Origin of the sequence: Roseivirga sp. (genome assembly GCF_034669765.1) — a bacterium.
Classification (GTDB): domain Bacteria; phylum Bacteroidota; class Bacteroidia; order Cytophagales; family Cyclobacteriaceae; genus Roseivirga.
Genome location: NZ_JAXMOQ010000001.1, coordinates 1 through 25,834, shown reverse-complemented (window position 1 = coordinate 25,834; position 25,834 = coordinate 1). Strand labels below are relative to the sequence as shown.

The following is a 25,834-nucleotide window of genomic DNA, read 5'->3' as shown; positions in this document are numbered from 1 at the left end:
ATATTAACAATCATAAAGGGGAATTGTGTTGGCTTAAACCAATTATTCTTCTCAATTTAACAATAATTAACCCCGTACTTTCAATGGTGGAAATCACTGAACAACAAGTTATTCAAACTACGGAGACAAAGTCAATTCAATGAAACTCAAAAACTTTAGCTTGCCCTTTGGGGCTCAAATCTTTAAATCTTTGTCTGACGAAGCCAGAGTAAGAATTTTGCACTTGCTTTTGAAAAACGGTGAAATGACCATTTCTGATCTAGAGCATATTTTGGATTATACGCAAACTAAAACATCGCGGCATGTTACTTATTTAAAGAATTCCAACATTGTAAATGCACGCAAACACGACCAATGGGTTTTTTATAGCATAAGGGAAGAAGTGGAGCTGGTGATGGTGCAAATTTTCAACTTCTTGAACAAAGACACTCGTCTCCAAAAGGATCAGGAGATTTACGAAATACTTAAATCGAATCGTGAACTGGCTGAAAACAGAATTTCTAAACAAGGTTGGTTCATTTGAGTTTCCATAACTTCCACTCACTACTTTGAAAAACTACCAACATATTTTCTTCGATTTAGATCATACCCTCTGGGATTATGACACTAATGCCATGGCGGCCCTACATGAACTCTACGATCATTATAGGTTCGAACACATTACCCATTTCGATAAGCAGACTTTTGTTCAGCATTTCTTCGAAGTGAACAACGAACTCTGGAGCCTTTTCAACAAACACCAAATTCAGCGTGAGCAAATTAGAGAAAGGCGATTTGCTACTATTTTCGAAAGGCTTAACGCTAAACTAGACATTGTTCCGCGGCAGTTTGACTTTGAATACGTAGAGCTTTGCCCTACGAAGGAAGCTGTATTTGAAGGCGCTCACGATATTTTAGATTACTTAAAAGAGCGATATCAACTGCACATTATCACCAATGGTTTTGACGATGTACAGACCATAAAAATGAAAAGTGCAAAGTTGGATCATTACTTTGATGTGATAGTGACGTCTGAGAATTCAAAGTCAAGGAAACCTTCTGCACCCATTTTTGAGCAAGCATTACTAAGGACTGGAGCGGTATTGAATGAGAGTATAATGATTGGTGACAACCTAGAATCAGACATTCAAGGCGCTAAGGATTTTGGCATGGACCATGTTTGGTTTAACCCTTCAAAACAAACCAGCCACTTCCCGCCTACCTACGAGATTCAAATGCTTAGTCAATTAAGGAACTTACTCTAGTCAATCGGGTTTTTAATCCATAAGCGAAACCTTATATTTGCGCAAGTCAATTTAAGGCCCTCAAATGTTTTGGGGAAAAACACAAAACACATTCAAAAAAATAAATTATGGCAACAGGATTCTTCAACGTACCCATCGCTAGGAACGAACCAATAAATGACTACGCTCTGGGTTCTCCAGAACGTAAAAGCTTGCAAGCAGCCCTTGCCGAAGCGCGTTCAAAACAAGTGGACATTCCGATGTTTATCGGTGGAAAAGAAGTGAGAACTGATAACAAATCTCCACTTAGCCCTCCACATGATCACCAGCATATTTTAGGACATTTTTCTAACGGAGATGCCTCTCATGTTTCAGCCGCAATTGACGCTGCTATGGCAGCAAAAAAAGATTGGGCCAACACAAGCTGGGAAAACAGAGCAAGTATTTTCTTGAAAGCTGCCGAGCTTATTGCTGGACCTTATAGGGACAAATTGAACGCAGCAACCATGCTGGGTCAGTCTAAAAATGCTTACCAAGCAGAAATTGATGCGGCTTGCGAAACTGTAGATTTCTTGAGGTTCAATGTGCAGTACATGACCGAAATTTACAAGCAGCAGCCAGCTTCGGCACCAGGTATTTGGAACAGAGTAGAGCAAAGACCACTAGAAGGTTTTGTGTTCGCCTTAACTCCATTCAACTTTACCGCCATTGCAGGTAACCTTCCTTCGGCACCCGCCATGATGGGAAACACTGTAGTTTGGAAACCTTCAAACACTCAAATTTATTCTGCTCACGTATTGATGGAAGTATTCCGCGAAGCAGGTGTTCCTGATGGTGTAATCAACCTTTTCTTTGTAGATGGCCCTACTGCAGGTGACGTGATTTTCGAACACAAAGATTTTGGTGGAATCCACTTTACAGGTAGTACTGGCGTATTCCAACACATTTGGAAAACGATAGGAGGCAACATTCATAAGTACCGTTCTTACCCAAGAATTGTAGGCGAAACAGGTGGTAAAGATTTTATCATGGTGCATAAATCGTCTAAAGCGAAAGAAGTGGCGACTGCCATCTCTAGAGGTGCTTTCGAATTCCAAGGCCAAAAATGTTCTGCTGCATCTCGTGCTTACATTCCTTCTAACCTTTGGGAAGATGTAAAGAAATATGTGATCGCAGATTTGAAATCATTCAAAATGGGTGGCACTGAAGATTTCGGCAACTTTGTTAACGCTGTAATTGACGAAAAATCATTCGATAAAATAGCCAAGTACATTGACGATGCCAAAGCAAGTGATAAAGTAGAAGTAATTGCCGGTGGTGGTTACGACAAATCGAAAGGTTACTTTATTGAGCCAACTGTATTGTTAACTACGGACCCTAAGTACACTACAATGTGCGAAGAGATCTTCGGCCCAGTAATTACAATTTATGTATACGAGCCAAATGATTACGAAGCAACATTAGAGTTAGTGGACAACACTTCTCCTTATGCATTAACTGGCGCACTTTTCTCTGCCGATAGATATGCACTTGAAGTGGGTATAAAAGCTTTAGAAAACTCTGCGGGTAACTTCTACATCAATGATAAGCCAACAGGTGCCGTTGTAGGACAGCAGCCATTTGGTGGCGCTAGAGGTTCCGGTACAAATGATAAAGCAGGTTCAATGATCAACTTATTACGTTGGGTTTCTCCACGTTTGATCAAAGAAACATTCGTAACGCCAATCGATTACAGATACCCATTCTTGGGAGAGTAATTCTTAAATAAACATCTAAAAAGGCCTCAATTGAGGCCTTTTTAGTTTTTAAGGAAGTCTATTTTATCAATAGCCACAAAGGATTAACTTTAGGCTACAACAATAAGCACCTATGAGCAATCACCCCCTTTCTCAAACAGAAGTAGAAACTTACTTGAGCACCACCATACCCGAGCTTTTGGCTCAACTTACTATAGAGCAAAAACCGCTGTGGGGCAAAATGACTCCACAACATATGGTGGAACACCTTATTGTAGTCTATAAACTATCAATGGGTAGATTTAACGTGCCTGTGGTTTCTAAGGAAGAAGATTGGCCAAAGCTGAAAGAGTACTTAATGAAGGACAGCCCAATGCGCAGAAATGTGCCTGCTCCCAATGGTAAAAGTGAATTACAGCCATTAAGATTCGCTGACCTTGATGAAGCCAAACAGAAGTTCATTGCGGAAACAGCAACCTTCTTAAAGTTTTGTGAAGCCGAGCCAGAGTTTATCGCCAATCATCCTTATGGCGGCCCCTTAACTGCTCAAGAATGGTTGCTCTGCCATAGAAAACACATCAAACATCACCTTATTCAGTTCGCACTTATTCCAGATTATGAATGATCTAGAACACTACAGACGATTAGAACGACTATTTGATTCTGCTCCTTTGAACCAAGGAATTTTCGCGGGTTCTGAATTGAGCGTAAGTGACCGCGAAGCCACTTTGGAACTCACCATTGGCAGTCAGTATTTTCATGCGGCCGATGCCATGCATGGCGCTATCTACTTTAAGTTGCTGGACGACTCGGCTTATTTTGCTTCGGCTTCTGTGGAGAAAACCTTCTTTCTACTTACAAAATCTTATACTATCCACTTCAGGCGTCCCGTTTTTGAAGATCGTTTAAAGGCCATCGGAAAAGTAGTTTCCGTTAACGAAAAGGAAATCATCAGCAGTTCTGAAATTTATAACCAAGAAGGAAAACTCGTTGCTCATGGCGAAGGTGTTTTTGTGAGGGGACCGAAGAGGTTGGAAGAACTACCTGGGTAGAAAAATTGGTTACCTAATTTCATAGATTAAGTATTATGAAAGTGAAAAGAAATATCAAACAACTATCAACAGTAGAGCTTTTGTTTGAATTAGATAACGAACGTTCTTCTTACCCAAAAGAAGAAATTGATAATGAAATAAAAAACCGAAACCTCACTGAAGAAGAGCTTAAAAAAGCATTCACCGAGAAGCAGTTTGTTAATAAAATCAGGAGTGAAAAAGTAAATAAATCAATGACGATTGCTCAAATGATACTTCTATTCATCTTTCCAATTGGTATTGAGTCACACAACAACGATGGCGGGCCAGAGCTCTCCTCATGGGAAACAAAGGACGGTTTTTATCGAGCAGGAGGTTATAAAAGAATTGCTAGACAACGTTTCATAATAAAGTTAGCTAGCCTGCTTTTTTGGTCTATTCTTACTATTGCATTTATGTGGTATTTAAGAAATAGGAATTAGACCTCAAATCCTCCCCCTAGCCCCCTCCAGTATTCCTTTATGTTTTTGTTTGACTGCTTTCGGTTGAGGGGGAAAGTGGTTGCCAATGGTTTTGTGCGTTAGTCCAACAGACTCTTTCGGTCTTCCCTTTCAGGGTAAGACGCTCAGAGTGACGGTAATGATAGGTCATTCCACTCCCGAGGATTTTCTTCCGCTCCCTTAAATGTCTTCAAAAAGGGCCTTGAGCCCACGTACTTTTGGGTACAACAAAATTTAGAAGACATGAGAAAATTCAAAACAACAATTCTAGTCGCGGTATTAAGTATCATCAGTTTTCAGCTGAAAGCACAAGACCCCGGTTTAAACATCCGCGTAGTGGGCAAAGGTCAGCCTGTTGTGCTTATTCCTGGGCTCACCTGTTCTGGCGAAGTATGGGATTCTACCATTGAAGCCTTAGATACAAACTTCGAGTACCACATCATCACCCTACCGGGTTTTGCTGGCAATGCGCCTCTTGCCGATCATGAAGGAAAGTATTTAGCTAAAATGAAAGATGAAGTGGTCAAATACATCCAAAAAGAAAAGTTGAAAAAGCCCATCATTATTGGTCATAGTTTGGGCGGATTTTTAGCATTGAACATTGGTATTCAAAACCCTGATCTGGCTTCAAAATTGGTGATTGTGGATGCACTACCCTTTATGACAGGTGTAATGATGCCCGGCATGACAGCAGAAGAAGCCAAGCCAATGGCCAAGTCGATGAAGACTCAAGTAGTAGCTTCTGCCAGTCAACCGATTGAAGGAAGAAAAGCCTACCAGCGCCAAATGCTTGTCAGTATGATTAATGACCCAGCTCAAATTGAAATTGCTACCCAATGGGCGATTGATAGCGATCAGGAAACTGTAGGTGAGTCGATGTACGAAATGTACACCACCGATCTCCGAGGCGAGCTTGGCAAAATAAAAGTACCAACCTTAGTATTGGGTGCTTGGGTAGCTTACAAATCATTTGGTTCGACCCGAGAAAGTACTTTAAAACTTTATACAGACCAATATGCCAACTTAAAAGGAGTTCAGGTAGACATGACCGACATTGGTAATCACTTTATTATGTGGGATGATCCTGAATTCTTTCAGAATTGGTTGAAAAAGTTCTTATAAATTAGCCTAGCAGAATGGCATAAGAGCCAGTGACTCTTATGCCATTCTTTCAATTGAAAAAAGATGAAGCAATCGACACTCTATTGGCTCTGCCAAATTTTTGGCTGGGGTATTTACACCCTCTTTAGCATCGGCATGATCTATGTTTTTGCTGGCCCTCAAAACATATCTCCAAATATATTGCTGCTCCAGTTAATCATTGGGGTTTGTCTGTTTGTTTTCTCACACCTCTTTCGCTGGTTTATTAAAAGGAATGACTGGACACAGTTATCCATTAAATCCTTACTGCCAAAATTGATCTTGGGGGCTATTGTAGTTTCTACCCTCTCGCAATCCTTCATTCATTTGCTCATCTATTTGGTTCTCCCATTAAAAGGCATCATGCCATTTAGTTGGACAAACTTTGTCGGTTTTATTGGAAGTGTTTCCATTGTAATGGCCAGTTGGTCAACCCTCTATTTTGCATATCATGTTATTCAGCGCAACCGAAGAAGTGAAATAGAAAAGCTTGAGCTTACCTCGGCTTTGCAAGAGGCAGAATTGGCGATACTTAAAAACCAGATCAATCCTCACTTTCTGTTTAACGCACTTAATAATATCAGGTCGCTTATTCTTTCCGACCCTGAACAAGCACGCTCCATGGTCACTCATATTTCGGAACTTCTGCGTTATTCCATCCAATTTAATGCAGCCGAAAAAGTAACGCTCGGTCAGGAAATCGCCATTGTGAAAGATTACCTACAACTGGAATCCATTCAGTTCAACGATCGACTGACCTATGCTTTTGAAATAGATGACAGCAGTTTGGACATCAAAATTCCGCCCATGGCCATTCAGCTTTTGGTGGAAAATGCTATCAAACATGGGGTTTCTCAAATGACTGCTGGTGGAAATATACTGATCAGGTCGGTACTTGAAAATGACCACCTGAGAATTGAAGTTTGCAACGATGGCCAGCTCAAGGCAAAGAGTAAACGTGAAGGAATTGGATTGAAAAACCTGATCGAACGCTTAAAAATCCTGTTTGGCCATTTTGCCGAACTCAAGGTTGAAAACTCTTCGGGAAATACGGTAACCGCATCACTCAAAATTCCATTGTCATGAAAGCTCTAATTATAGATGATTCAAATTTGGCAAGGCAAGAACTTAAGCACTTGCTGAAAAACAGAGATGATGTTCAAGTCATTGGCGAAGCTGAAAATGCGGAGGATGCTTTGGAAAAAATTATCGACCTAAAGCCTGAGCTGCTTTTCCTTGATATTCAGATGCCAGGAAAAGATGGCTTTGAATTGCTTCAGGAATTGGAAGATGCACCAGAAGTTATTTTCACTACCGCCTTCGATCATTATGCCATGAAGGCTTTTGACCATAACGCTTTGGACTATCTTCAGAAGCCAATCAAAGACGACCGTTTGGCTTTAGCGCTAGAAAAAGCAGCAGCAAAAATTAGAAAACGTGCGTCAGATTTAAAAGACAAAAACGTATTGGGTTTAAATAATCAGGTTTTTGTGAAGGATGGAGAAACCTGTTGGTTCGTGGATTTGGCCGAAATACGAATCCTAGAAATCATGGGCAGTTATACCCGCATTTTCTTCAAAGATCAAAAACCCATGATTCCTCGCTCTCTGAATTACATGGAGTCTCGCCTAGACACGGAAGTATTCTTTCGCGCCAATCGCCAGCAAATCATCAACCTAAAATATATACAGCGTATTGAACCTTGGTTTAGCGGCACCCTTAAAGTCTATTTAAAGGATGGTGAAGAAATAGAGGTCTCACGTAGGCAGAGTATTAAGTTCAGAGAAGTAATGAGTTTTTAAAATGGAAAGTCAAAAGTCATTCAATACCCTTCGGCACGAAATCATAATTCAAAATAAGAATGGTGTCAACTTTATCTTGGCCGCCTCAATTTGCTGGCTCTTGATTAGTATTGTGTGGCAATTACCCTACTCAGACAAACAAAGGGCGTTATTTACCTTCTTTTGTACCGCTCCTTTAATGCCTTTGGCCTGGATATTTTCCAAGGTGTTCAAAACAGTATGGAAAATTGAAAACAACCCCCTCAACGAATTGGGGCTTTGGCTCAATTTCGCCCAGTTATTCTATTTTCCTTTCGTGTTCATCTTTTTTAACCAAAACCCAAGCCAAATGGTGATGGCTTTGGCCATTATCACTGGAGCTCATTTTTTTCCTTATGGCTGGTTCTATAAAACAAAAAGCTATTCGGTCATGGCAGGCGTAATATCGGTTGGCACTGCTATCCTTGGCACGAGAACAATTGAGACGCCTTCATTTTTTGTGGCGGCATTCATGGTAAGCTGTTTATTGGTCTTGAGTATTTGGACCTTTTCAAGTTATAAAAGCGTCCGTTCTCAGGAATAAAGAAAGAAGCATATCATTCTTCAGTTCTTTCTATAAGTCTCTTTTGCCTTTAGTGCTTTCATTAAGCACCGCGAAAAATAAATTTTCCCTCCCCCTAAATCCAGTCGTGCATAGGGCTCCGTATGTATGACCGAAATCAAAAACAATTATCTAATGAAAAAGAAAATCACACAATTACTGATGATCGCGTTTTTCGCCATAGGAGCAAATTCAATTCAAGCCCAAAGCACCGTAACGGTAGGGGGAGAAAAGATGTACCCGATGAAGAACATTATTGAAAACGCGGTTAACTCTAAAGACCACACTACCCTAGTTGCCGCAGTGAAAGCAGCAGGCTTGGTAGAAACTTTGCAAGGCGCAGGACCATTCACGGTTTTCGCACCCACCAATGCAGCATTCGACAAATTACCAGAAGGAACAGTAGCAACACTATTGAAGCCTGAAAACAAAACAATGCTGACTCAAATTCTTACTTACCATGTTGTGGCAGGTAGAATGGATTCAAAAGCCATTATGAAAGCCATCAAAAAAGGCAACGGCATGGCAAAATTAACAACTGTAAGTGGAGGCATATTAATTGCCAAAATGAACGGTGAAAAGAACATTACATTAACAGATGAGAAAGGAAACTCATCCAACATTTCCCTGTACGATGTGTACCAGTCCAATGGAGTTATCCATATAATCGACTCGGTCGTACTTCCTAAGTAAACCATCAAATTTTACATAACTATTTACAAATCAGATTGATAAAATATCAATCCGGGATTCTTATTGTCAAAAATTAATAACATTATGAAAAGAAAAGCAGTAATCACCCTCGGTAGTTTGGCCCTAATCGCCACAGTCTACCTTTTCGCAGCGGATCATATTGATGCCCCTGGCGTTGCAAGTACATCTTCGGATATCACAGACTTTTACGCATTCCAAAGTCCTGAAACGAGCTCGAACGTTGTGTTCGTAGCCAACCTTCAAGGTTTATTATCACCATCGGCCTCCGCATCAGCAAATTTTGATGAGAACGTAATGATTGAATTCAATATCGACAATACTGGAGATGCTATTGAAGACTTAGTGATCCAGTGTACTTTCAAAGACGGTAAAGTTTACGTTTATGGCCCAATGTCACCCACAAGAACTGGTTTAACCTCTTCAATCGTTTCATCAATGACGGCAACAGCCACAGCAAACATTACAGCTTATGGTGCTAATGCTACTGTTGGAACATCAGGTGCAATGAAAGTTTTCGCTGGCCCAAGAGATGATCCATTCTTCATGGACTTTGCTCAGTATGGTGAAATCATTGCTGGAAACGCAACAAGTTTCAACAGCCCGGGATCCGATACTTTCGCAGGCACCAATGTAATGTCTGTAGTAGTTGAGGTTCCAAAATCAACCGTAGGTGGATCAGGAACGATCAATACTTGGGTAACCAGTAATAGAAAGCAATAATTTTTAACCAGAAAAAGATACTAAGATGAAAAAGACATATATAAACAAATTTTGGGCAGTAGCAGCAGTATGCACGCTAGCCTTAGGAACTTTATCATGTGGTGACGATGACGGAGAAATGACTCCAGAAACTTCAACTACATATGTACAAGAAGACCAAATGGGTAGACCTGCAATCAACACAGTATTTGTGTCAGCAGATCAAAAAGACAATTTCAACACCACTGTTCCTTCTGCCCAAGGCGCTGCGTTTCAGTCGGCTTTCCAAGCCAAACTATTGGCTTTAAACCCAGATTATACGACCAACTTACTGACCTTTAGTGCTGCTGCTTTTACAGGAGCTTTAGCTACAGATGTATTGAGTGTATCATTAGACGGAACAACAACTTTCTATGATGGCACCAACGTGTTAACAGGTAGAGCTTTGGCCGATGACGTTATCACAGTAGAATTGATTTTGATCTTTGGTGGCCCAGATGCTACTGAAAAGCCAGGTCTTACGGATGATAATGTAAGTGCAAACGACAAAGCATTCTTGTCTACGTTCCCTTACTTGGCCACACCTTGGTAAGCAACAAATAACCAAGCAGCAGTCTTGAAAGTCTATTCAAGGCTGCTACTTTTTCCCACCTCAAAAACTATAATCATGAAAAATCTAATTTGGCTATTACTTAGCTGCGCAGTTCTTTCTTGTCAAAGCAAAGCGTCAGAACAAAAAATTGCCGATTCGGCAGATTACAATCAGTTTCTAGAGGAGTCACCTTCACAACAATCTTTAGAAACACTGAACGAAGAAATCCAATTCTGGGAAAACAAACTTTCAATCTCCCCTAATAGCTTCACCTACATCAGTAAACTCGCTGGTTTAAACAGTAGAAAATTCAGACTCGATGGATCGGTAGAACACATCTATACTTCCGATAGTCTTTATAAAAGAGCTCTTGAACTAAACCCTTTTAGTAAAGCAGGCTTATACCAAGCATTAAGTGGAAATTCTATCACCAAACATGAGTTCATCGATGCGAAAAATTACGCTGAAATGGCCTTGATAGAAGGCGATAAAAAAACAAGTACTTATTATTTGCTATTCGATGCCCTAATGGAGCTCGGTGAATACCAAAGAGCAACCGGTATACTGAAAATGCAGGAGAACAAAAGTACCTTTGATTACCTAGTACGGGCTTCAAAATTAGCAGATCATAATGGAGACCTTGACCAAGCGATTGTGTTGATGGAACAAGCCTTTGAAAGAGTAAAAGCTGATAATTCACTTTTTACTTGGGCAAAATCTAATCTTGGCGATATGTATGGTCATGCTGGAAGAATTCAGGATTCCTATAACGCTTATTTAGAAGTGTTGAACAAAAATCCAGAGCACTGGCATTCATTACAAGGCCTTGCTTGGATCAACTTTGCTCACGATAAAAATACTACCGAAGCCAAGCGAATTTTAAACAAGGTAAAAACGCATAATAACGATCCTCAAATCAATTTCATTTTGGCTGAAATTGCTGAGTATGAAAATAATGAGGTGCTTTCTACCGAGTTAAAAAAGACTTACTACGCTCAGGCATCTTCACCCGAATATTTAGGAATGTACAATAAGTACTTGATCTTATTGGAGGCTGAAGATTTAAAAATGCAAGATGCAGCCTTAGCAAGAGCAACTGCAGAGCAAGAGAAAAGACCAACCCCTGAAATGTATGATTTACTGGCTTGGTCGTATTTCCAAAGTGGAAATAACGAGAAGGCTTTGGAACTGGCTAAAAACCATATTGAAGACAAATCTTCACATCCAGAGGTACTGTATCATTTGGGGGTGATTTTCAAAAATAACAACTTTGAGAAAAAAGGTAACGCATACTTAAAAGAGGCTTTAGAAAGCACTTTTGAGTTAGGCCCTTTGACTACTGAAAAAATCAAACAAGCGTTAAAAAGCTAATGATCAAATCTGTCGCCACGGGACTTCTAATCACTTATGTGATGATCCTATTTGGATATGGGGTGGCTTCAGCTGGTCATGAAATTTTACACGACTTTAAAAATCCATTTCATACCCATGGTCAAGTTCACGAACACGACCATGGGTATGATCATCAAGAAGACAATGATCACCAAAAGCATAATGCTCCTCAGAATCAAGAAGTGCATCATGCTGATAATAATCACGGTCATGTCGAAACGGTGGTAATCAAAAGCCATAATATTGAAGACCATACTAATGCATTCAACAAACTGAATGGCCAGGACCAAGATGTTGCAAATAATGAAACCTTGAGTCCACTTTTCGTTTTTGTATACACACAATCCAACAGCATAATCGAATGCATTACATCAAATTTCAAGCTTTCAGAAACTGAACATTATTACCTAACCCTTTACAAAAGTCTCCGAACGGAACCCGTCACCCCACCACCGTCAGGTCTGTGTTAATCCTCGCCCGCCAACTCATTTGTTGGCCACATCAAATTATTATTGAGCACAGAACAACTTCTTTGTCCTGATCAGGATTGGAATGTCTTAAAATCAATCTGTCGCTCATGAGGCTTTAACATTAATGAACATGAAAATTAAATTCATCATAGGATTGCTGTGTCTAATGACTAGCAGTCTGATTGCCCAAACAGGAGAAATCAAGGGCACCATTATAGATCAAGATTCAGGCGAACCTTTAGTAGGCGCCAGTGTTGCCATTGCACAAACAAGTGTAGGCACAGCAGCAAATAGTTACGGAAAATTTTCCATTCAAAACCTTAAAACTGGTGAATATGAATTGGAAATTAGTTTCGTTGGTTTCGAAAAATTAAACCAAAAAGTAGCGGTAAAGGAAGGAGTGACAACTCAAGTTGAACTTACGCTTAAGCCATCAGCCCTTTCACTTGGCGATGTTCAAGTAACCCAAAACTTAGCGCAAAATGCCTCAACTATTTCAGCATTGGACATTGAACTTAGACCCATTGGTACTTCGCAAGATGTACTGAAAATTGTACCAGGCCTTTTCATTGCACAACATGCTGGAGGAGGAAAAGCAGAACAAATTTTCCTTCGTGGCTTTGATATCGACCACGGAACAGATATTGCCCTTTCGGTAGATGGAATGCCAGTGAATATGGTGTCGCATGCGCATGGTCAAGGCTATTCTGATTTGCACTTTGTAATTCCAGAAACCATTGAACGAGTTGCCTTTGATAAAGGCCCATATTATGCCAACAAAGGAGATTTCAACACTGCGGGTTTTGCAGCCTTCAGTACTAAAAAACGATTAGAGTCTAACCTATTCAAAATAGAAGGTGGTCAATTTGGTACTTTCAGAACGGTGGGGCTTTTCAATTTACTAGAGCCAAAAACCACCAAAGATCCAAGCCTCTTTTTGGCTACTGAATACTTCCGTACTGATGGCTATTTTGAAAGCTCACAGAATTTTAACCGATTCAATACCTTGATAAAATTCCATCAGCGACTTTCAGATAACAAAACTTTAGAACTATCAACTTCTGCTTTTACAAGTAGCTGGGATGCTTCGGGACAAGTGCCCTTAAGGGCAATCGAAAGTGGACAAATCTCTAGATTTGGAGCGATAGACGACACTGAAGGAGGACAAACTAGCCGAGTGAATTTGAATGCCAAATTGACTACAGATCTTTCGGATGGAGGAATTATTGAAAATCAGGCGTTTATGTCAAACTATGACTTCAAACTGGTTTCTAACTTCACCTTTTTCTTGAACGACCCGATCAACGGTGATCAAATTACCCAAAGCGAAAACCGCCAGATCTATGGTAGTAATAATAGCTATTGGAACAATTGGGATCTTTTTGGGCTAAAAGCTTCTACAGAATTTGGAACCGGTTTTAGATATGACCAAGTGAATGATATCCGTCTGTCCAGAACATTGAACCGAAAAGAAGTGCTGTCGGATTTGGCCCGAGGAGATGTAAGAGAATCAAGCGTTTATCTCTATGCCGAAGAGCAATTGGATTTGACAAAAAGGCTCTCATTAACCACGGGCTTGAGGTATGATTACTTCACTTTCGATTACGTGGATGCGCTTACGCCAACCTATAACCGGCAAGTGCAAAACAAAGGAATTCTGACGCCAAAATTTAAACTAAGCTATGAGGCTGGAGAGAATTTAAACATCTACATGAAGTCAGGAATTGGTTACCATTCAAATGACACACGAGTTGTGGTGGCCCAAAACGGAAACGATATTCTGCCAAAAGCTTATGGTGTGGACCTTGGTACACTTTGGAAACCCACTGAAAACCTTTTAGTTAATGTAGCGCTATGGCGCCTTAATTTGGACCAAGAGTTTGTTTATGTGGGTGATGAAGGCGTGGTAGAAGCTGGAGGAAAAACACAAAGACAAGGGGTGGATTTAACGATTCGCTACCAACTGACACCTTCATTATACGCCAATATGGACATGAATTATACAGATCCTAAATCGGTAGATGATGCCGAAGGACAGAATTTCATTCCATTAGCGCCTACTTTCACCAGTATTGGTGGATTGAATTATGAAGGAAAAAAGGGTTTTAGGGGAAGTTTGCGCTACCGTTATTTAGACGATAGAGCCGCAAATGAAGACAACAGTATTGTTGCCAAAGGGTATTTCTTATTGGATGCCGTTTTGAACTATGAAATTGGTTCCTTCGACTTTGGGATTTCTATAGAAAATGTTCTGAATGCAGAGTGGAGGGAAGCACAATTCGATACAGAATCAAGATTACGAAACGAAGCCCAGTCTGTAAGTGAAATACACTTTACACCAGGCACACCATTTCAAGCGAGATTATCTGTTGCAATTAAATTCTAAATGAAAAGACCTTTGACAAGGGAATTCAAGCAATTGATTTTCTGATTGGAGTCTCACCGTAAGGTGAGGCTCCTTTTTTCAGTTCTTATTTCTTTTTACCAGCTACCAGTACTATAGCACCTATTACGGCAATAACACCTCCGGTAATGGGAGACCAATAAATAGGGTTACTTTCTTTTTTGTTGATTTCCACAACGCCTAGATCGACCACTTCCTTTTTGGTGACTAAATCAACCCCGGTAAAAATGGTCATTAAAATTCCGGCTACGAGTAATATTGTTCCTATGATCTTCATGATTTTTCAAGTTAAGTTGGTATTGAAAACAAAAATGCAATTAACGCTCCATTACGTTTCAAGCACTTCAGATGGGTTTTTGATATTGAAAGGTGTGTATATTATTACACAGTTGTATTTGGATGTCTCACTAAGAAAGCGAAAAAGCACTCATAATTTTGTGCCTTGATCAAAGGAATCTCCCGAGAATTCGGAACGTCCTCGTCAAAAAAGGAAGGGGCTCAGAGTGACGGTAAAATTTTAGGCCGTTCCAGTATTCGAAGCTAAGAAAACCCTTAAATAGATCCTTCGTTTCTCATCCGCTAAAGCTCCTGCGAACGCGGTACTCAGGAAAAGAAAACGGCAGTGCATGGTATTTTCAGTCTTCCATTAATATTAGGGGCCATAATTTTTAAGTATAATGGCACAAAAAAAACACCTCTAGAGGTGTTTTTTAATTTCTTTAATAAGAGCTTTAAACATTAAACTGCTCCAGCTACCTGCATCAGATCAAGTGTAGGGCTCACGCTTCCGCCTTTAGGCTCAATGGTTACCGCAAACATGGAGGCATTCTGAACATCTTTCATTTTCATCAGCCCTTCTACATCAAAATCAAACACGCCCATATCTACTGGTACTCCATCTACAATGGCCCACAGCTGGTATTGTTGCTCTTCAGTTAATGTTTTTAACTGCTTAATATTCAAGTAAGCTTCATCGGTTTTGGCATTCCAATAAACACTTGCCGCATATGATTGGGTTGGGTCTACGGCCCCCATATTCACGCGTTTAAAATCGGTGTCGCTAATAATATCGATATCAGCCACCAAGCCATCCAAGCGATTATTCACTTGGTTATACTGTTCAGCCATTTGCGTATTCTGCGCTTGCAGCTGGGCAAAAGCATCGGAAGAAGACTTCCATTTTCCATGGTAATCATAAGCCAAGTATGATGTTACCAGCGCTATGGTTAGCGAAGCGGCCACCATATACCTCCACATACCACTATTGGTTTGTGGCATCGGAATAACCTTTGGTGCTTCCTTTTGTTGCGTACTCTCTTCTTTCAATCCCCCCAGATTATCGACCAAAGCCGACATAATGTTTGCTTTCAGATCTGCAGGTGGTTGGATTGCAGTAGCCATGGCGATGCCTTCCAAGCTTTCCTCAATAGCGTTTAATTCTTCACGCAATTCAGGATACTCAGCTAGGCGCAACTCTACATCTATACGCTCTTGTGGGGAGAGCGTATCGAAGATGTATTCTTCGAGTATGCCAGACGCTATGTATTCTTTAATATCCAATTACAACTGTACTTTATTTCTTAAATGTTTTAAGGCCGATCGCAAACGAGACTTCACTGTGCCCAAGGGTATATCATATTCGTCAGCAATTTCTGAATGAGAAAAGCCTTCGAAATATACCTTAAGTAAGACAAACCTTTGTTCTTCCACAAGGTCGTCCATTAACTCTCTTACACCAATTCCATCAACTGAGGTCTCTGTGCTATTTTGTCGGTCGATGGTATATACGTACTCGTCTATAGAATCAGTTTTAGCACTCCTTTTTATTTCTTTGGAACGGATTTTATCAATGGCAGCATTCCTCGTCAAATTGAGCATCCAAGTAAATAGACGTCCCTTTTTAGAATCATACATTGCAATTTTATTCCAAATTTTCAAGAAAATATCTTGAACTACCTCAGCCGTCACGTCCTCATCTTGCACAATCCGCTGGGCTGCGCCAAACAAAGCTGCGCCATACTTATCATATAAATATGATAGTGCGTCCTTGTCCTGATTTTTCAATCTCAGAATCAAGTCTTGCTCTTCAATATGGTCTGGGGTGCGTGCTATTGGTCGTAAGTTATTTTGTAAAAGTAAAGGGCTTGTTCAACAAGCCCTTTACTTTCTAAATATATTATTATAAACCGTGGTTTACAAATGAATTACTTCATCATAAGCCGCAGCTGCTGCTTCCATAATGGCCTCAGACATGGTTGGGTGAGGGTGAACCGTTTTAATGATCTCATGCCCAGTAGTTTCTAGTTTTCTTACAGAAACCATTTCGGCAATCAGTTCAGTTACATTCGCTCCAATCATATGAGCGCCTAGTACTTCGCCATATTTGGCATCGAAGATTAGCTTCACGAAACCATCGCTCGCTCCACCTGCTTTTGCTTTTCCTGAAGCTGAGAATGGAAATTTACCCACTTTAATCTCGTAACCTGCTTCTTTTGCTGCAGCTTCGGTATAGCCTACTGAAGCTACTTCTGGCTGACAATAAGTACAACCTGGGATGTTACCGTAATCCAATGCTTCTGGTTTTTTACCAGCAATATTTTCAACACAAATAATGCCTTCGGCAGATGCTACATGGGCCAATGCAGGGCCATGAACGATATCGCCAATGGCGTAAATGCCATCTACATTTGTTTTGTAGAAATCGTCTACAATTACTTTCCCTTTTTCGGTTTTCACCTTCAGGTCTTCAAGGCCAATTCCTTCTAAGTTAGTAGAAACACCTACTGCAGAAAGCACTACGTCAGCGTCTAAAACTTCATCCCCTTTTTTGGTCTTCACCGTTACCTTACAAGTTTTTCCTTTGGTATCTACTGAAGTAACTTCTGCGTTGGTCATGATTTTCATGCCTGCTTTCTTGAAGCTTCTTTCCAATTGTTTAGACACCTCAGCATCTTCAACTGGAACAATTCTGTCCATGTATTCAACAATGGTTACATCTGTTCCAATTGAGTTATAAAAGTAAGCGAATTCAACTCCAATAGCTCCAGAACCAACAATTACCATAGATTTTGGCTGTTTGTCGAGCACCATGGCTTGTCTGTAACCAATAATTTTCTTTCCGTCAATTGGTAAGTTTGGCAATTCTCTAGAACGACCACCAGTCGCTAAAATAATGCTATCGGCAGAATAGTCTACTTTCTTACCATCTGCGCCTGTTACTTCAACTTTTTTACCTGCCTTTAGCTTACCAAAGCCTTCTATATGATCAATCTTGTTTTTCTTGAATAGGAATTGGATTCCTTTGCTCATCCCTGCTGCTACATCACGGCTACGTTTTACCATTCCGTCAAAATCAGCCGAAAAACCACCGTCAATCTTAATTCCGTAGTCTTGCGCGTGTTGAACATACTCATATACTTGAGCACTTTTAAGTAATGCTTTGGTTGGGATACAACCCCAGTTCAGGCATATTCCGCCTAGTTCTGAGCGCTCTACCACGCCAACTTTCATACCCAATTGAGAAGCTCTGATCGCTGCCACATATCCACCGGGTCCACTGCCTATTACTATTAAATCGTATTTAGTAGCCATATTTTATGAGGTTTTTTCTGTTCAATGCGGCAAAGTTAAGCCAAATGTTCGCAAATAAAATAGTCGAATTGGAGGTATTAATCCTTTTCGTTTTCTTTGAACAGGATTAAAAAACAAAGACGCTTGGTGAGATAACCACAAGCCGATTTAATTGTTAAACAGAAATATGGGTTTATTAACAGGAAAAACAGCACTAGTAACTGGTGCATCGAAAGGAATTGGTAGAGCAATTGCCACCAAAATGGCCCAAGAAGGGGCCAATGTAGCTTTCACTTATTTGTCGAGTGTTGAAAAAGGTGAAGCCTTGGAAAAAGAGCTTGCTGCTTTTGGCATTAAAGCAAAAGGATTTAGATCGAATGCTGCTGAATTTGCTGCCGCTGAAGAATTAGTAACAGCTGTAGTCGCTGAATTCGGAAGCCTAGATATTTTGGTCAACAATGCGGGCATTACGCGCGACAATCTTTTAATGAGAATGTCGGAAGAAATGTGGGATGATGTAATTAATGTTAACCTCAAATCTTGCTTCAACACCGTAAAGGCCGCTACAAGAACCATGATGAAGCAAAGAGCAGGCTCTATCATTAATATCACTTCCGTAGTAGGTTTAAAAGGAAATGCTGGCCAAGCCAATTATGCAGCTTCTAAAGCAGGAATCATTGGTTTTACCAAATCTGTAGCTTTAGAGTTAGGCTCACGAGGCATCCGCTCAAACGCGGTTGCTCCTGGTTTTATTGAAACCGAAATGACAGATGCATTAGACGAAAAAACGGTGCAAAGTTGGAGGGATGCTATTCCTTTGAGAAGAGGTGGTTCTCCAGAAGATGTGGCTAACGTTTGTCTTTTCTTGGCTTCAGATATGTCGGCTTATGTTACTGGCCAAACCCTTCAGGTAGATGGCGGAATGCTAACCTGATTCTAAATGCTCAGAATAGTTAGTGCATTTATCGCAAAAACGTGTTTTTACTTCCCCTTAAAACAGGATTTAGCACGTTGAAATAAAGGCGCTAACTATTTAATTACCTTCTCGTATCTTACTTAGCTTAAATGGATTTGTTGAAAATCCAATTCGGAATTCACCCCATAAATGTAGTTTGTCAATTGATATTCGCTAGCCTTCTTCTTAAAACAGATGTCCCTTCGTGGTTTATTCTTTTCTGTTTATTGGCTGGGGCACTTTACTCGTTTCTACTCTATTCTAAAAAAACACCTTGGTCGAAAAACACTAACCGTGCATTGGCTGGGCTGCGTTTTGTACTCGTTACTCTGCTCTGCTTTTTACTCATGGGGCCACTCCTTAATCAGGTTTCGTTTTTCGAAGAGAAGCCAGTGGTAGTAATCGCAGTGGATAATTCAGCTTCTATGCCCGCCACTTATGAAGCGGATGAATTTGAATCATTAAAAAGTCAGCTGGCGGAAGTTTCGAAGCAAATTGGCGAGGAGGGTTATGAAGTAAAAGTCAAAAGTTTTCAAGATTATGTGACCAGTATTGAAGCGGTTAGCTATGACCAAAACGCGACTAACCTAGAATCTTTACTCAAAGGAATTTCTAGTGATTATGAACAGCAAAACTTGGCGGGTGTTGTTCTCGCCAGCGATGGAATTCATAATTATGGTATTTCACCTCAGTTTACTCAACTCAATTTCCCTGTAGTCACTATCGGTTTGGGCGATACTATTCCATCCAAAGACTTGAGTATTAAGAGCCTCAATTATAACAAGATTGTTTATGAAGGCAACCGATTTCCACTTGTGGTTGAAGTCTTTAACAATGGCTTCGTGAATGAAAGTGTGAAGGTTCAGGTGTTGAAAAAAGGGATGGTGATTGAAGAAAAATCTTTCAGCCCAAAAGGAGATGAACAGGTCAATTCACTTGAATTTATTCTGAATGCAGAAGCAAAAGGCATTGAAACTTATCAAGTACAAATTATTCCATTAGAGGGAGAAAACTCAACCTTAAACAACACCCAACAGGCCTTTCTAGAAATAGTGGATAGTAAGCAAAAAATCCTAATTACAGCCCGCGCTCCTCACCCCGACATTAAAGCCTTGCGCAATGTTATTGACCAAAATGAAGGGACCGAAACCCAAGTTTATATAATTGGAATAAGTACTGAAGTTCCTGAAGGGCCTTTCGACCTCATTGTTTTACATCAATTGCCTACTTTTGAAAGCTTACCCCGTTGGTTAGACAATGCCCTCAAAACTACCAATAGCTTTTACATTACAGGAACAGCTTCTTTAAATGCCATCAACGAAAAAAACCCTGTGTTATCTTACAACAGTGCAGGACAGTCGGACAATGCAGGGCCTTACTTCAACCAAAATTTTGAGTTGTTTAAAATAGACGAAATATTAGCGCAACGTCTTGCGGAATATCCTCCTATTTCCGTTCCTTATGGCCAGTTCGAGTTCAAAACCCAAGCGGACATTTTACTTTATCAGCGTATAGGTTCCGTACCTACGCAACGCCCATTATTGAGTATATATAATGGTGATGAGTTGAAATCCGCAGTGTTCTCTGGGTCTGACTTTTGGAAATGGTCATTACAGGAATACGCCCTTAATAACGATCAGAAAATGTTCAATAATCTGATGGGCAAACTGATTCAATACTTGGCCACCAAAGATGATAAGCGTAGTTTCAGGGTAAACACAGAACGAAATCAATATTATGATAGTGAGGCAATTGAGTTTAACACTGAAGTGTACAACGAGCTTTATGAGAAAGTTTATGACCATAACATTGACCTTACTATTACGGATGAACAAGGGGCTACGCAGGAACTCAATTATGTAAATAGTGCTGGCAGTAACTACAAGGTAACAGGCTTAAAACCGGGTGTTTATAGCTTTGAAGCTTCGGCTACAGTAAACGGAAAACGAGAAATTGCTCAGGGTACTTTTTCAGTTCAAAAATTAGATTTAGAGAACATTAACCTTACGGCCAATCACCAACTATTAAAGAACATTGCGAATAATTCAGGTGGTGAATTTATTTCTCAAGAAAGCATCAATGTAGCCTCAGATTACTTTAAAAAGCTAGCTGCGAAATCCATCACGCGGTCTGATGAAAAGCTACTGTCTATCATTAATTACCCATGGTTGCTACTCCTTTTCTTAGTGCTGGTTTCAACAGAATGGTTCATTAGAAAATACAACGGTAGCTACTAATTCATACAACAAGGTAAAGCCAAATCTTTTCGTATATAATTCATTGATTAAACTAAAATATTAGTTTACTTAGGAGTATGAATTCCCTGAAAACTCTTTTAAGCCTAATGGTTTTTCTGGCCCTAACTGCCTGCGGCATGGAAGCCACGCAAGAAGAAGCCGATATACTGTTTGGCGAAGGCGACTTCAAAGCGGCAGTGGTCAAATACGACATTGTAGTGAAGCTAGAGCCAAATAATGCTGCGGCAATTTTCAACAGAGGGCTTTCTAGGGTGAAAACTGAGGATTATGAAGGGGCATATGACGATTTCACTTATCTAATTAGAGGAAACATCAACCTTAAGAAAGCATTACTGGGCAGAGCGAAATGTTCTTATGAGCTCCAGCTATACAAAGGAGTGATTATGGATATAAATAAGGTACTTAGTCAAGATCCTGAAAATATTGAAGGCCTTGAATTACGAGGTAATGCTTATGTAAAACTATTTAAACATGGCTATGCAATCCTAGACCTTACTAAAGTAATTACAGCACAGCCCGAAAACGTTTTGGCTTATGTAAACAGAGGTGCTGCTTATGCTAGGGCCGGGCCAATGTCTCAATCTAGAGCCATTAAAGACTTTGATAAAGCCATTAAGTTAGACCCCAAGTTAGCTGTAGCCTATTTTAACAAAGGAGCTGTTTATTTCTTTAGTGAATACTGGGATGGTGCTATTGAAGTTTTTAATCAAGCGCTCGCCATTGACCCTGAGTATGCTGAGGCCATCACAAGAAGAGGAATGGCCAAACAAAATTCACCTAAATACACAATAGCCGAAGCTTGCACAGACTTCAAAAAGGCGGCAAAGCTAGACGATGAATTGGCTGCCGAATACATAAAAGAGTTTTGCAAAAACTAGTTTATTTTTCACCTTAGAGGAATAAACGATCGCCATGTTCAAAAAACTTCTCGCTACAGGAAATCATAATTCATCTACCAGTTTTGCATTGTTACTTTTAAGAGTAGGTCTGGCAATAATGATGCTTACGCATGGTTACCCCAAGTTTTTAAAGCTCATTGAAGGTAATTTCCAATTTGGCGACCCTATAGGTTTAGGGGTAGAAGTTTCACTTAGTCTAGCGGTATTGGCTGAGTTTCTCTGTTCTCTACTTTTAATATTGGGTTTATTCAGCCGTTATGCACTTGTACCCCTGATGGTCACTATGGCGGTAGCACTATTTGTTGTACATATTTCTGACCCATTTGGCACACAAGAAAAGCCAGCTCTCTATCTTCTAACCTTCTTTTTCTTATTCATTACAGGCCCAGGAAAGTATTCTCTGGATCAGAAGTTATTTAGGAAAAGAAGTTTCTAGCCTAAAGGAATTGATCTGGAATTTGTGCCGAATGCTTGATTTCGGACATCACGAATGAACTTTGTACATTGCCTATATTATCTAAGTCTGCAAGCTTCTTAGAGATAAACTTCTGATAGACGTCCATATCGGGTACCAGAACCTTTAACAAGTAATCGAACATTCCGCCAATGTGATAGCAATCAATTACCTCATCTAGCAACTGAATATCTTCCTCGAATTTCTCTATAAAAGCACGCTCATGGTTTTTTAAGGAAACGCTACAAAAAGCCATCATCATCAAACCTACCTTCTTCCTATCTATTCTGATTGAATATTGTTGAATATAGCCTTCCCTTTCAAGCTTCTTAATTCGTTCATGCACGGGAGTTGTAGTTAGACCTAAGGCCGCAGCAATTTCCTTAGTCGTCTTTTTGGCGTCTAGTTGCATGAGCCTTAGAATTTGTTTGTCAATTTTATCAACCATTTTGTAGCATATTTTTCTAAACACTTCGGTAAAGAAGAATCAATTTAGAATTAAATTCTATTAATTAAGAAGATTTAGATATATTTTCTTAATACATAAGTAATGAAAGAATAGACGGCTTTCGTGCTAATTTTGTATAAAAAAACAACATGAACAATCCACAGCTTCACCCAGAGAGTTTAATGATGTCTTATGGCTACAAACCTGAGCTATCCGAAGGATCATTAAAATGCCCAATTTTTCAGACCAGTACTTTTGTTTTTAAAACGGCAGAAGAAGGAAAAGCCTTTTTTGAGGTGGCCTACGGTTTACGCGAAAAGGGTGAAACCGAAGAGCTTGGGTTAATTTATAGCCGACTGAACAATCCTGACCTTGAAATTCTTGAAAACAGATTAACACTTTGGGACAAAGCTGAAGACTGCGCTGTATTTGAAAGCGGAATGTCGGCTATTACCACCGTATTAATGGAGTTTTTAAGTCCAGGTGACGTCCTTCTTTATAGCCAACCTGTATATGGTGGAACTAGCCATTTCATTGAGCAAATCATTACCCGATTTGGCATTAAAGTTATCTCTTTTGGCTCGAAGGATTCAGAAGAGGAAATTGTCGATAGAATTGAAAAAAGTGGCTTTGGCAATAAGGTAAATATGGTCTATATAGAAACACCTGCCAACCCTACTAATCAACTTATTGATATGGTGATGTGCAAGCGATTGGCCAATCGCTATAGTACAGAAGAGCGTCAAACTTTAGTAGCGGTTGACAATACTTACATGGGACCACTTTGGCAACACCCTTTAAAGCATGGAGCCGACTTGGTACTTTATTCTGCCACAAAATATATTGGAGGCCATAGCGATGTAATTGCAGGCGCTTGTCTAGGTTCAAAAGAATTAATGGGGCGTGTAAAAGGCATGCGAACTTTCTTAGGTAACATGGCTGGTCCATGGACAGGCTGGTTGCTAATGCGTAGCTTGGAAACCCTGAAAGCACGAATGAATATTCAAGAAAAGAATGCCCAGAAAGTGGCTAAATTCTTAATCAATCATCCAAAAGTGGGTGAAGTTTTCTATTTGGGAAATATCAAAGACGAAAACCAACAACGGATTTTCGACCAACAGTGCGAAGGCACTGGCGCCATGGTTTCTTTTGAAATAAAAGCCGACAAAACTGAAAAGGGAGCTTTCAAATTCTTGAATAATCTAAAACTAATGAAACTTGCTGTAAGCCTTGGCAGTACAGAGTCATTGGCTGAGCATCCGGCTTCGATGACGCACGCGGGAGTTTCACCAGAAGACAGAGAAAAATACGGCATCAGTCCGCAGCTTATCCGCCTTTCTATTGGTGTAGAGCACCAAGACGATATTATCTGGGATATTGAACAAGCCTTAAAGAACGTATAAAAAATATAGTGCACCCCAAATTAGTTAAACCGGGAGTCCTTAATTGAGTCATTATGGATTTCCCGTTTAACTTTGGGTATGAAAAAACTGTTCCGAATTCTCGCTATAACCTTACTTACCCTTATTCTGGGGCTTTTTGTTTTCTATTTGGTTAAAAACGAAAGCCTACCTGATGGAACGGCTGGCCCAAAAGCCGACCAAACAGCAATGAGTATGATGGCCGCTTTAAATAAATCTGCTTGGGACAGTACAGCCACAGTTTCATGGACTTTCAAGGGAATTCATCATTATGAATGGAACCGAAAGGAAAACGCTGTTCTCGTGAGGTGGGGTGAAAACGAAGTTTTGCTCAATACTAACAGTCAAACAGGGCAAGTTATTCAGCCTGAAAAAATAAGGGAGGAAGGAAAGGAAAAACTGATCAAACAAGCATTTGGCTACTTCAACAATGATAGCTTCTGGCTTTGCGCTCCTTTCAAAGCCTTCGACCCTGGAACGGAAAGAAGCCTTGTTACACTTAAAGATGGTCGTGAAGGTTTAATGATTACCTATACTTCAGGCGGCACAACTCCGGGTGATTCCTATGTCTGGATTCTAGACGAAAACTATCAACCGCTTTCTGTAAAAATGTGGGTTGCCATTTTACCCCTTGGCGGAATGGAATTTAGCTGGGAGAATTATCTACCCCTTAAGTCAGGCGCCTTGGTAGCTCAAGACCACATACTCTATAATGGTGTGAATATTAACATAAATAATATTTATTAGGCAAGCCTGTTAACAACTGTTATGAAAGCATCAAGTTTAAGAAGGCAGATTTGCTGACAACAAAAGAATAAAAAGGTTTAACCTGCCCCCTTTATTTTTTTATGCGGAAATGCCGCTAGCAGGAAGTCACTGCCAATCATCATTTATAGAAATAATCAAAATTATATTTTACTAATAATAGTAAATATTAACTAAATCTATTTAAGCAGAAGCCAAAGTTAATCTTGGCCTGAATAGGTTAAAACAGATATACTCTGTACGAAATACATAAATGAATCACTATCCTAATATCATAATATGAAATTTCAGATAAATATTTAGCCGATGCTAAAATCACCTATTCCTTTTAATCTATCCCACGCACTCAACGAATATTAGCATAGTACCACATTATCAGCATATAGTGTGAGGAAACAACTACGTAAACACATATTCATACTTCAGTAACGAATTTTGGCATAATAATCTATTCCTTAGGTTTAGAGCTATTTTAAACAAAAACAAAACAACATGAAGAGACCATTACAATTGTTTCGGTTCCTTGTCTTAATGCTGTTGACAACAGCACTAAGCGGGCAGGAACGGACAATATCTGGACGAGTGGTAGGAGCCGCAGACCAGGTACCGATCCCAAATGTTTCCGTAGTTATCAAAGGGACCACTACGGGGGTACCTACTGATCCAGATGGGAAGTATCAACTAACTATTCCTGAAAACGGGACTACTTTAGTTTTCCGTTTTATAGGATATGTCACTCAAGAAGTCGTTATCGGCAGTCAGACAGTCGTTGACGTTCAAT

28 protein-coding genes are annotated in these 25,834 nt (G+C 40.0%); 23 read left to right on the top strand and 5 right to left on the bottom strand.

Annotation, left to right across the window (positions count from 1 at the left end):
* Positions 1-139: 139 nt before the first annotated feature.
* From VOI17_RS00140 to VOI17_RS00065, 16 genes are all read left to right on the top strand, one after another.
* Complete coding sequence (locus VOI17_RS00140) at positions 140-523, top strand: metalloregulator ArsR/SmtB family transcription factor (RefSeq protein ID WP_323755209.1); 384 nt, start codon at positions 140-142, stop codon at positions 521-523.
* Positions 524-548: 25 nt separating this feature from the next.
* Positions 549-1,244 (top strand): YjjG family noncanonical pyrimidine nucleotidase, encoded by a 696-nt coding sequence (locus tag VOI17_RS00135; protein WP_323755208.1) that lies wholly within the window; start codon positions 549-551, stop codon positions 1,242-1,244.
* Between the two features lie 107 nt (positions 1,245-1,351).
* A complete protein-coding gene (gene pruA, locus VOI17_RS00130; RefSeq protein WP_323755207.1) occupies positions 1,352-2,980 on the top strand; it encodes an L-glutamate gamma-semialdehyde dehydrogenase in 1,629 nt (542 codons plus the stop codon).
* 112 nt (positions 2,981-3,092) lie between these two features.
* Positions 3,093-3,584, top strand: a complete 492-nt coding sequence (locus tag VOI17_RS00125) for a hypothetical protein (protein WP_323755206.1) — start codon at positions 3,093-3,095, stop codon at positions 3,582-3,584.
* The gene (locus VOI17_RS00120; RefSeq protein ID WP_323755205.1) at positions 3,577-4,011 is read left to right on the top strand and encodes a PaaI family thioesterase; all 435 of its coding nucleotides are present in this window, start codon (positions 3,577-3,579) and stop codon (positions 4,009-4,011) included. The genes VOI17_RS00125 and VOI17_RS00120 overlap by 8 nt, the downstream gene beginning before the upstream one ends.
* A gap of 35 nt (positions 4,012-4,046) precedes the next feature.
* A complete protein-coding gene (locus VOI17_RS00115) occupies positions 4,047-4,472 on the top strand; it encodes a hypothetical protein (protein WP_323755204.1) in 426 nt (141 codons plus the stop codon).
* 261 nt (positions 4,473-4,733) lie between these two features.
* The gene (locus tag VOI17_RS00110; RefSeq protein WP_323755203.1) at positions 4,734-5,612 is read left to right on the top strand and encodes an alpha/beta hydrolase; all 879 of its coding nucleotides are present in this window, start codon (positions 4,734-4,736) and stop codon (positions 5,610-5,612) included.
* A 63-nt stretch (positions 5,613-5,675) separates the two neighbouring features.
* Positions 5,676-6,716, top strand: coding sequence for a sensor histidine kinase (locus VOI17_RS00105; protein ID WP_323755202.1), 1,041 nt, complete (start codon positions 5,676-5,678; stop codon positions 6,714-6,716).
* Complete coding sequence (locus VOI17_RS00100) at positions 6,713-7,432, top strand: response regulator transcription factor (protein ID WP_323755201.1); 720 nt, start codon at positions 6,713-6,715, stop codon at positions 7,430-7,432. Before VOI17_RS00105 ends, VOI17_RS00100 begins: the two co-directional genes overlap by 4 nt.
* A 1-nt stretch (position 7,433) precedes the next feature.
* Positions 7,434-7,994, top strand: a complete 561-nt coding sequence (locus VOI17_RS00095; protein WP_323755200.1) for a DUF7010 family protein — start codon at positions 7,434-7,436, stop codon at positions 7,992-7,994.
* Positions 7,995-8,147: 153 nt separating this feature from the next.
* Positions 8,148-8,705 (top strand): fasciclin domain-containing protein, encoded by a 558-nt coding sequence (locus VOI17_RS00090; protein WP_323755199.1) that lies wholly within the window; start codon positions 8,148-8,150, stop codon positions 8,703-8,705.
* An 84-nt stretch (positions 8,706-8,789) separates the two neighbouring features.
* Positions 8,790-9,446, top strand: coding sequence for a DUF4331 family protein (locus tag VOI17_RS00085; protein ID WP_323755198.1), 657 nt, complete (start codon positions 8,790-8,792; stop codon positions 9,444-9,446).
* 25 nt (positions 9,447-9,471) lie between these two features.
* The gene (locus tag VOI17_RS00080) at positions 9,472-10,017 is read left to right on the top strand and encodes a DUF4331 family protein (protein WP_323755197.1); all 546 of its coding nucleotides are present in this window, start codon (positions 9,472-9,474) and stop codon (positions 10,015-10,017) included.
* A gap of 75 nt (positions 10,018-10,092) precedes the next feature.
* On the top strand, positions 10,093-11,388 hold the full coding sequence (locus tag VOI17_RS00075) for a hypothetical protein (RefSeq protein ID WP_323755196.1): 1,296 nt from the start codon (positions 10,093-10,095) through the stop codon (positions 11,386-11,388).
* Positions 11,388-11,879, top strand: a complete 492-nt coding sequence (locus VOI17_RS00070) for a hypothetical protein (RefSeq protein ID WP_323755195.1) — start codon at positions 11,388-11,390, stop codon at positions 11,877-11,879. Before VOI17_RS00075 ends, VOI17_RS00070 begins: the two co-directional genes overlap by 1 nt.
* Before the next feature lie 130 nt (positions 11,880-12,009).
* Positions 12,010-14,265: a TonB-dependent receptor gene (locus tag VOI17_RS00065; RefSeq protein ID WP_323755194.1), complete on the top strand. Its 2,256-nt coding sequence runs from the start codon at positions 12,010-12,012 to the stop codon at positions 14,263-14,265.
* A gap of 85 nt (positions 14,266-14,350) precedes the next feature.
* Here the strand turns inward: VOI17_RS00065 and VOI17_RS00060 are convergent, their stop codons facing one another.
* The 4 genes from VOI17_RS00060 to lpdA all read right to left on the bottom strand — a co-directional run bounded on the left by VOI17_RS00060 (position 14,351) and on the right by lpdA (position 17,874).
* A complete protein-coding gene (locus VOI17_RS00060) occupies positions 14,351-14,560 on the bottom strand; it encodes a hypothetical protein (RefSeq protein ID WP_323755193.1) in 210 nt (69 codons plus the stop codon).
* A 461-nt stretch (positions 14,561-15,021) separates the two neighbouring features.
* Complete coding sequence (locus tag VOI17_RS00055; protein WP_323755192.1) at positions 15,022-15,843, bottom strand: anti-sigma factor; 822 nt, start codon at positions 15,841-15,843, stop codon at positions 15,022-15,024.
* On the bottom strand, positions 15,844-16,347 hold the full coding sequence (locus VOI17_RS00050; RefSeq protein WP_323755191.1) for an RNA polymerase sigma factor: 504 nt from the start codon (positions 16,345-16,347) through the stop codon (positions 15,844-15,846). It abuts the gene before it with no gap.
* Positions 16,348-16,476: 129 nt separating this feature from the next.
* On the bottom strand, positions 16,477-17,874 hold the full coding sequence (gene lpdA / locus VOI17_RS00045) for a dihydrolipoyl dehydrogenase (RefSeq protein WP_323755190.1): 1,398 nt from the start codon (positions 17,872-17,874) through the stop codon (positions 16,477-16,479).
* 166 nt (positions 17,875-18,040) lie between these two features.
* Here lpdA and fabG point away from each other — a divergent pair, with 166 nt between their 5' ends.
* The 4 genes from fabG (at position 18,041) to VOI17_RS00025 (ending at position 22,401) form a co-directional block, all read left to right on the top strand.
* On the top strand, positions 18,041-18,787 hold the full coding sequence (gene fabG / locus VOI17_RS00040) for a 3-oxoacyl-[acyl-carrier-protein] reductase (RefSeq protein ID WP_323755189.1): 747 nt from the start codon (positions 18,041-18,043) through the stop codon (positions 18,785-18,787).
* A 131-nt stretch (positions 18,788-18,918) separates the two neighbouring features.
* A complete protein-coding gene (locus VOI17_RS00035; protein WP_323755188.1) occupies positions 18,919-21,045 on the top strand; it encodes a hypothetical protein in 2,127 nt (708 codons plus the stop codon).
* 77 nt (positions 21,046-21,122) lie between these two features.
* Positions 21,123-21,944 carry a tetratricopeptide repeat protein gene (locus tag VOI17_RS00030; RefSeq protein WP_323755187.1) on the top strand — a complete coding sequence of 274 codons (822 nt, stop codon included), beginning with the start codon at positions 21,123-21,125 and terminating at the stop codon, positions 21,942-21,944.
* A gap of 34 nt (positions 21,945-21,978) precedes the next feature.
* The gene (locus VOI17_RS00025) at positions 21,979-22,401 is read left to right on the top strand and encodes a DoxX family protein (RefSeq protein ID WP_323755186.1); all 423 of its coding nucleotides are present in this window, start codon (positions 21,979-21,981) and stop codon (positions 22,399-22,401) included.
* Position 22,402: 1 nt separating this feature from the next.
* Here the strand turns inward: VOI17_RS00025 and VOI17_RS00020 are convergent, their stop codons facing one another.
* Entirely contained in the window at positions 22,403-22,867 is a 465-nt protein-coding gene (locus VOI17_RS00020) for an Lrp/AsnC family transcriptional regulator (protein ID WP_323755185.1), read from the bottom strand.
* 149 nt (positions 22,868-23,016) lie between these two features.
* On the opposite strand from VOI17_RS00020, the gene VOI17_RS00015 reads away from it, so the two are divergent.
* The 3 genes from VOI17_RS00015 to VOI17_RS00005 form a co-directional block, all read left to right on the top strand.
* Positions 23,017-24,270, top strand: coding sequence for a cystathionine gamma-synthase family protein (locus VOI17_RS00015; RefSeq protein ID WP_323755184.1), 1,254 nt, complete (start codon positions 23,017-23,019; stop codon positions 24,268-24,270).
* Positions 24,271-24,348: 78 nt separating this feature from the next.
* Positions 24,349-25,035, top strand: coding sequence for a hypothetical protein (locus VOI17_RS00010; RefSeq protein ID WP_323755183.1), 687 nt, complete (start codon positions 24,349-24,351; stop codon positions 25,033-25,035).
* 510 nt (positions 25,036-25,545) lie between these two features.
* The coding region (locus VOI17_RS00005; protein WP_323755182.1) for a carboxypeptidase-like regulatory domain-containing protein at positions 25,546-25,834 on the top strand (289 nt) is incomplete at its 3' end.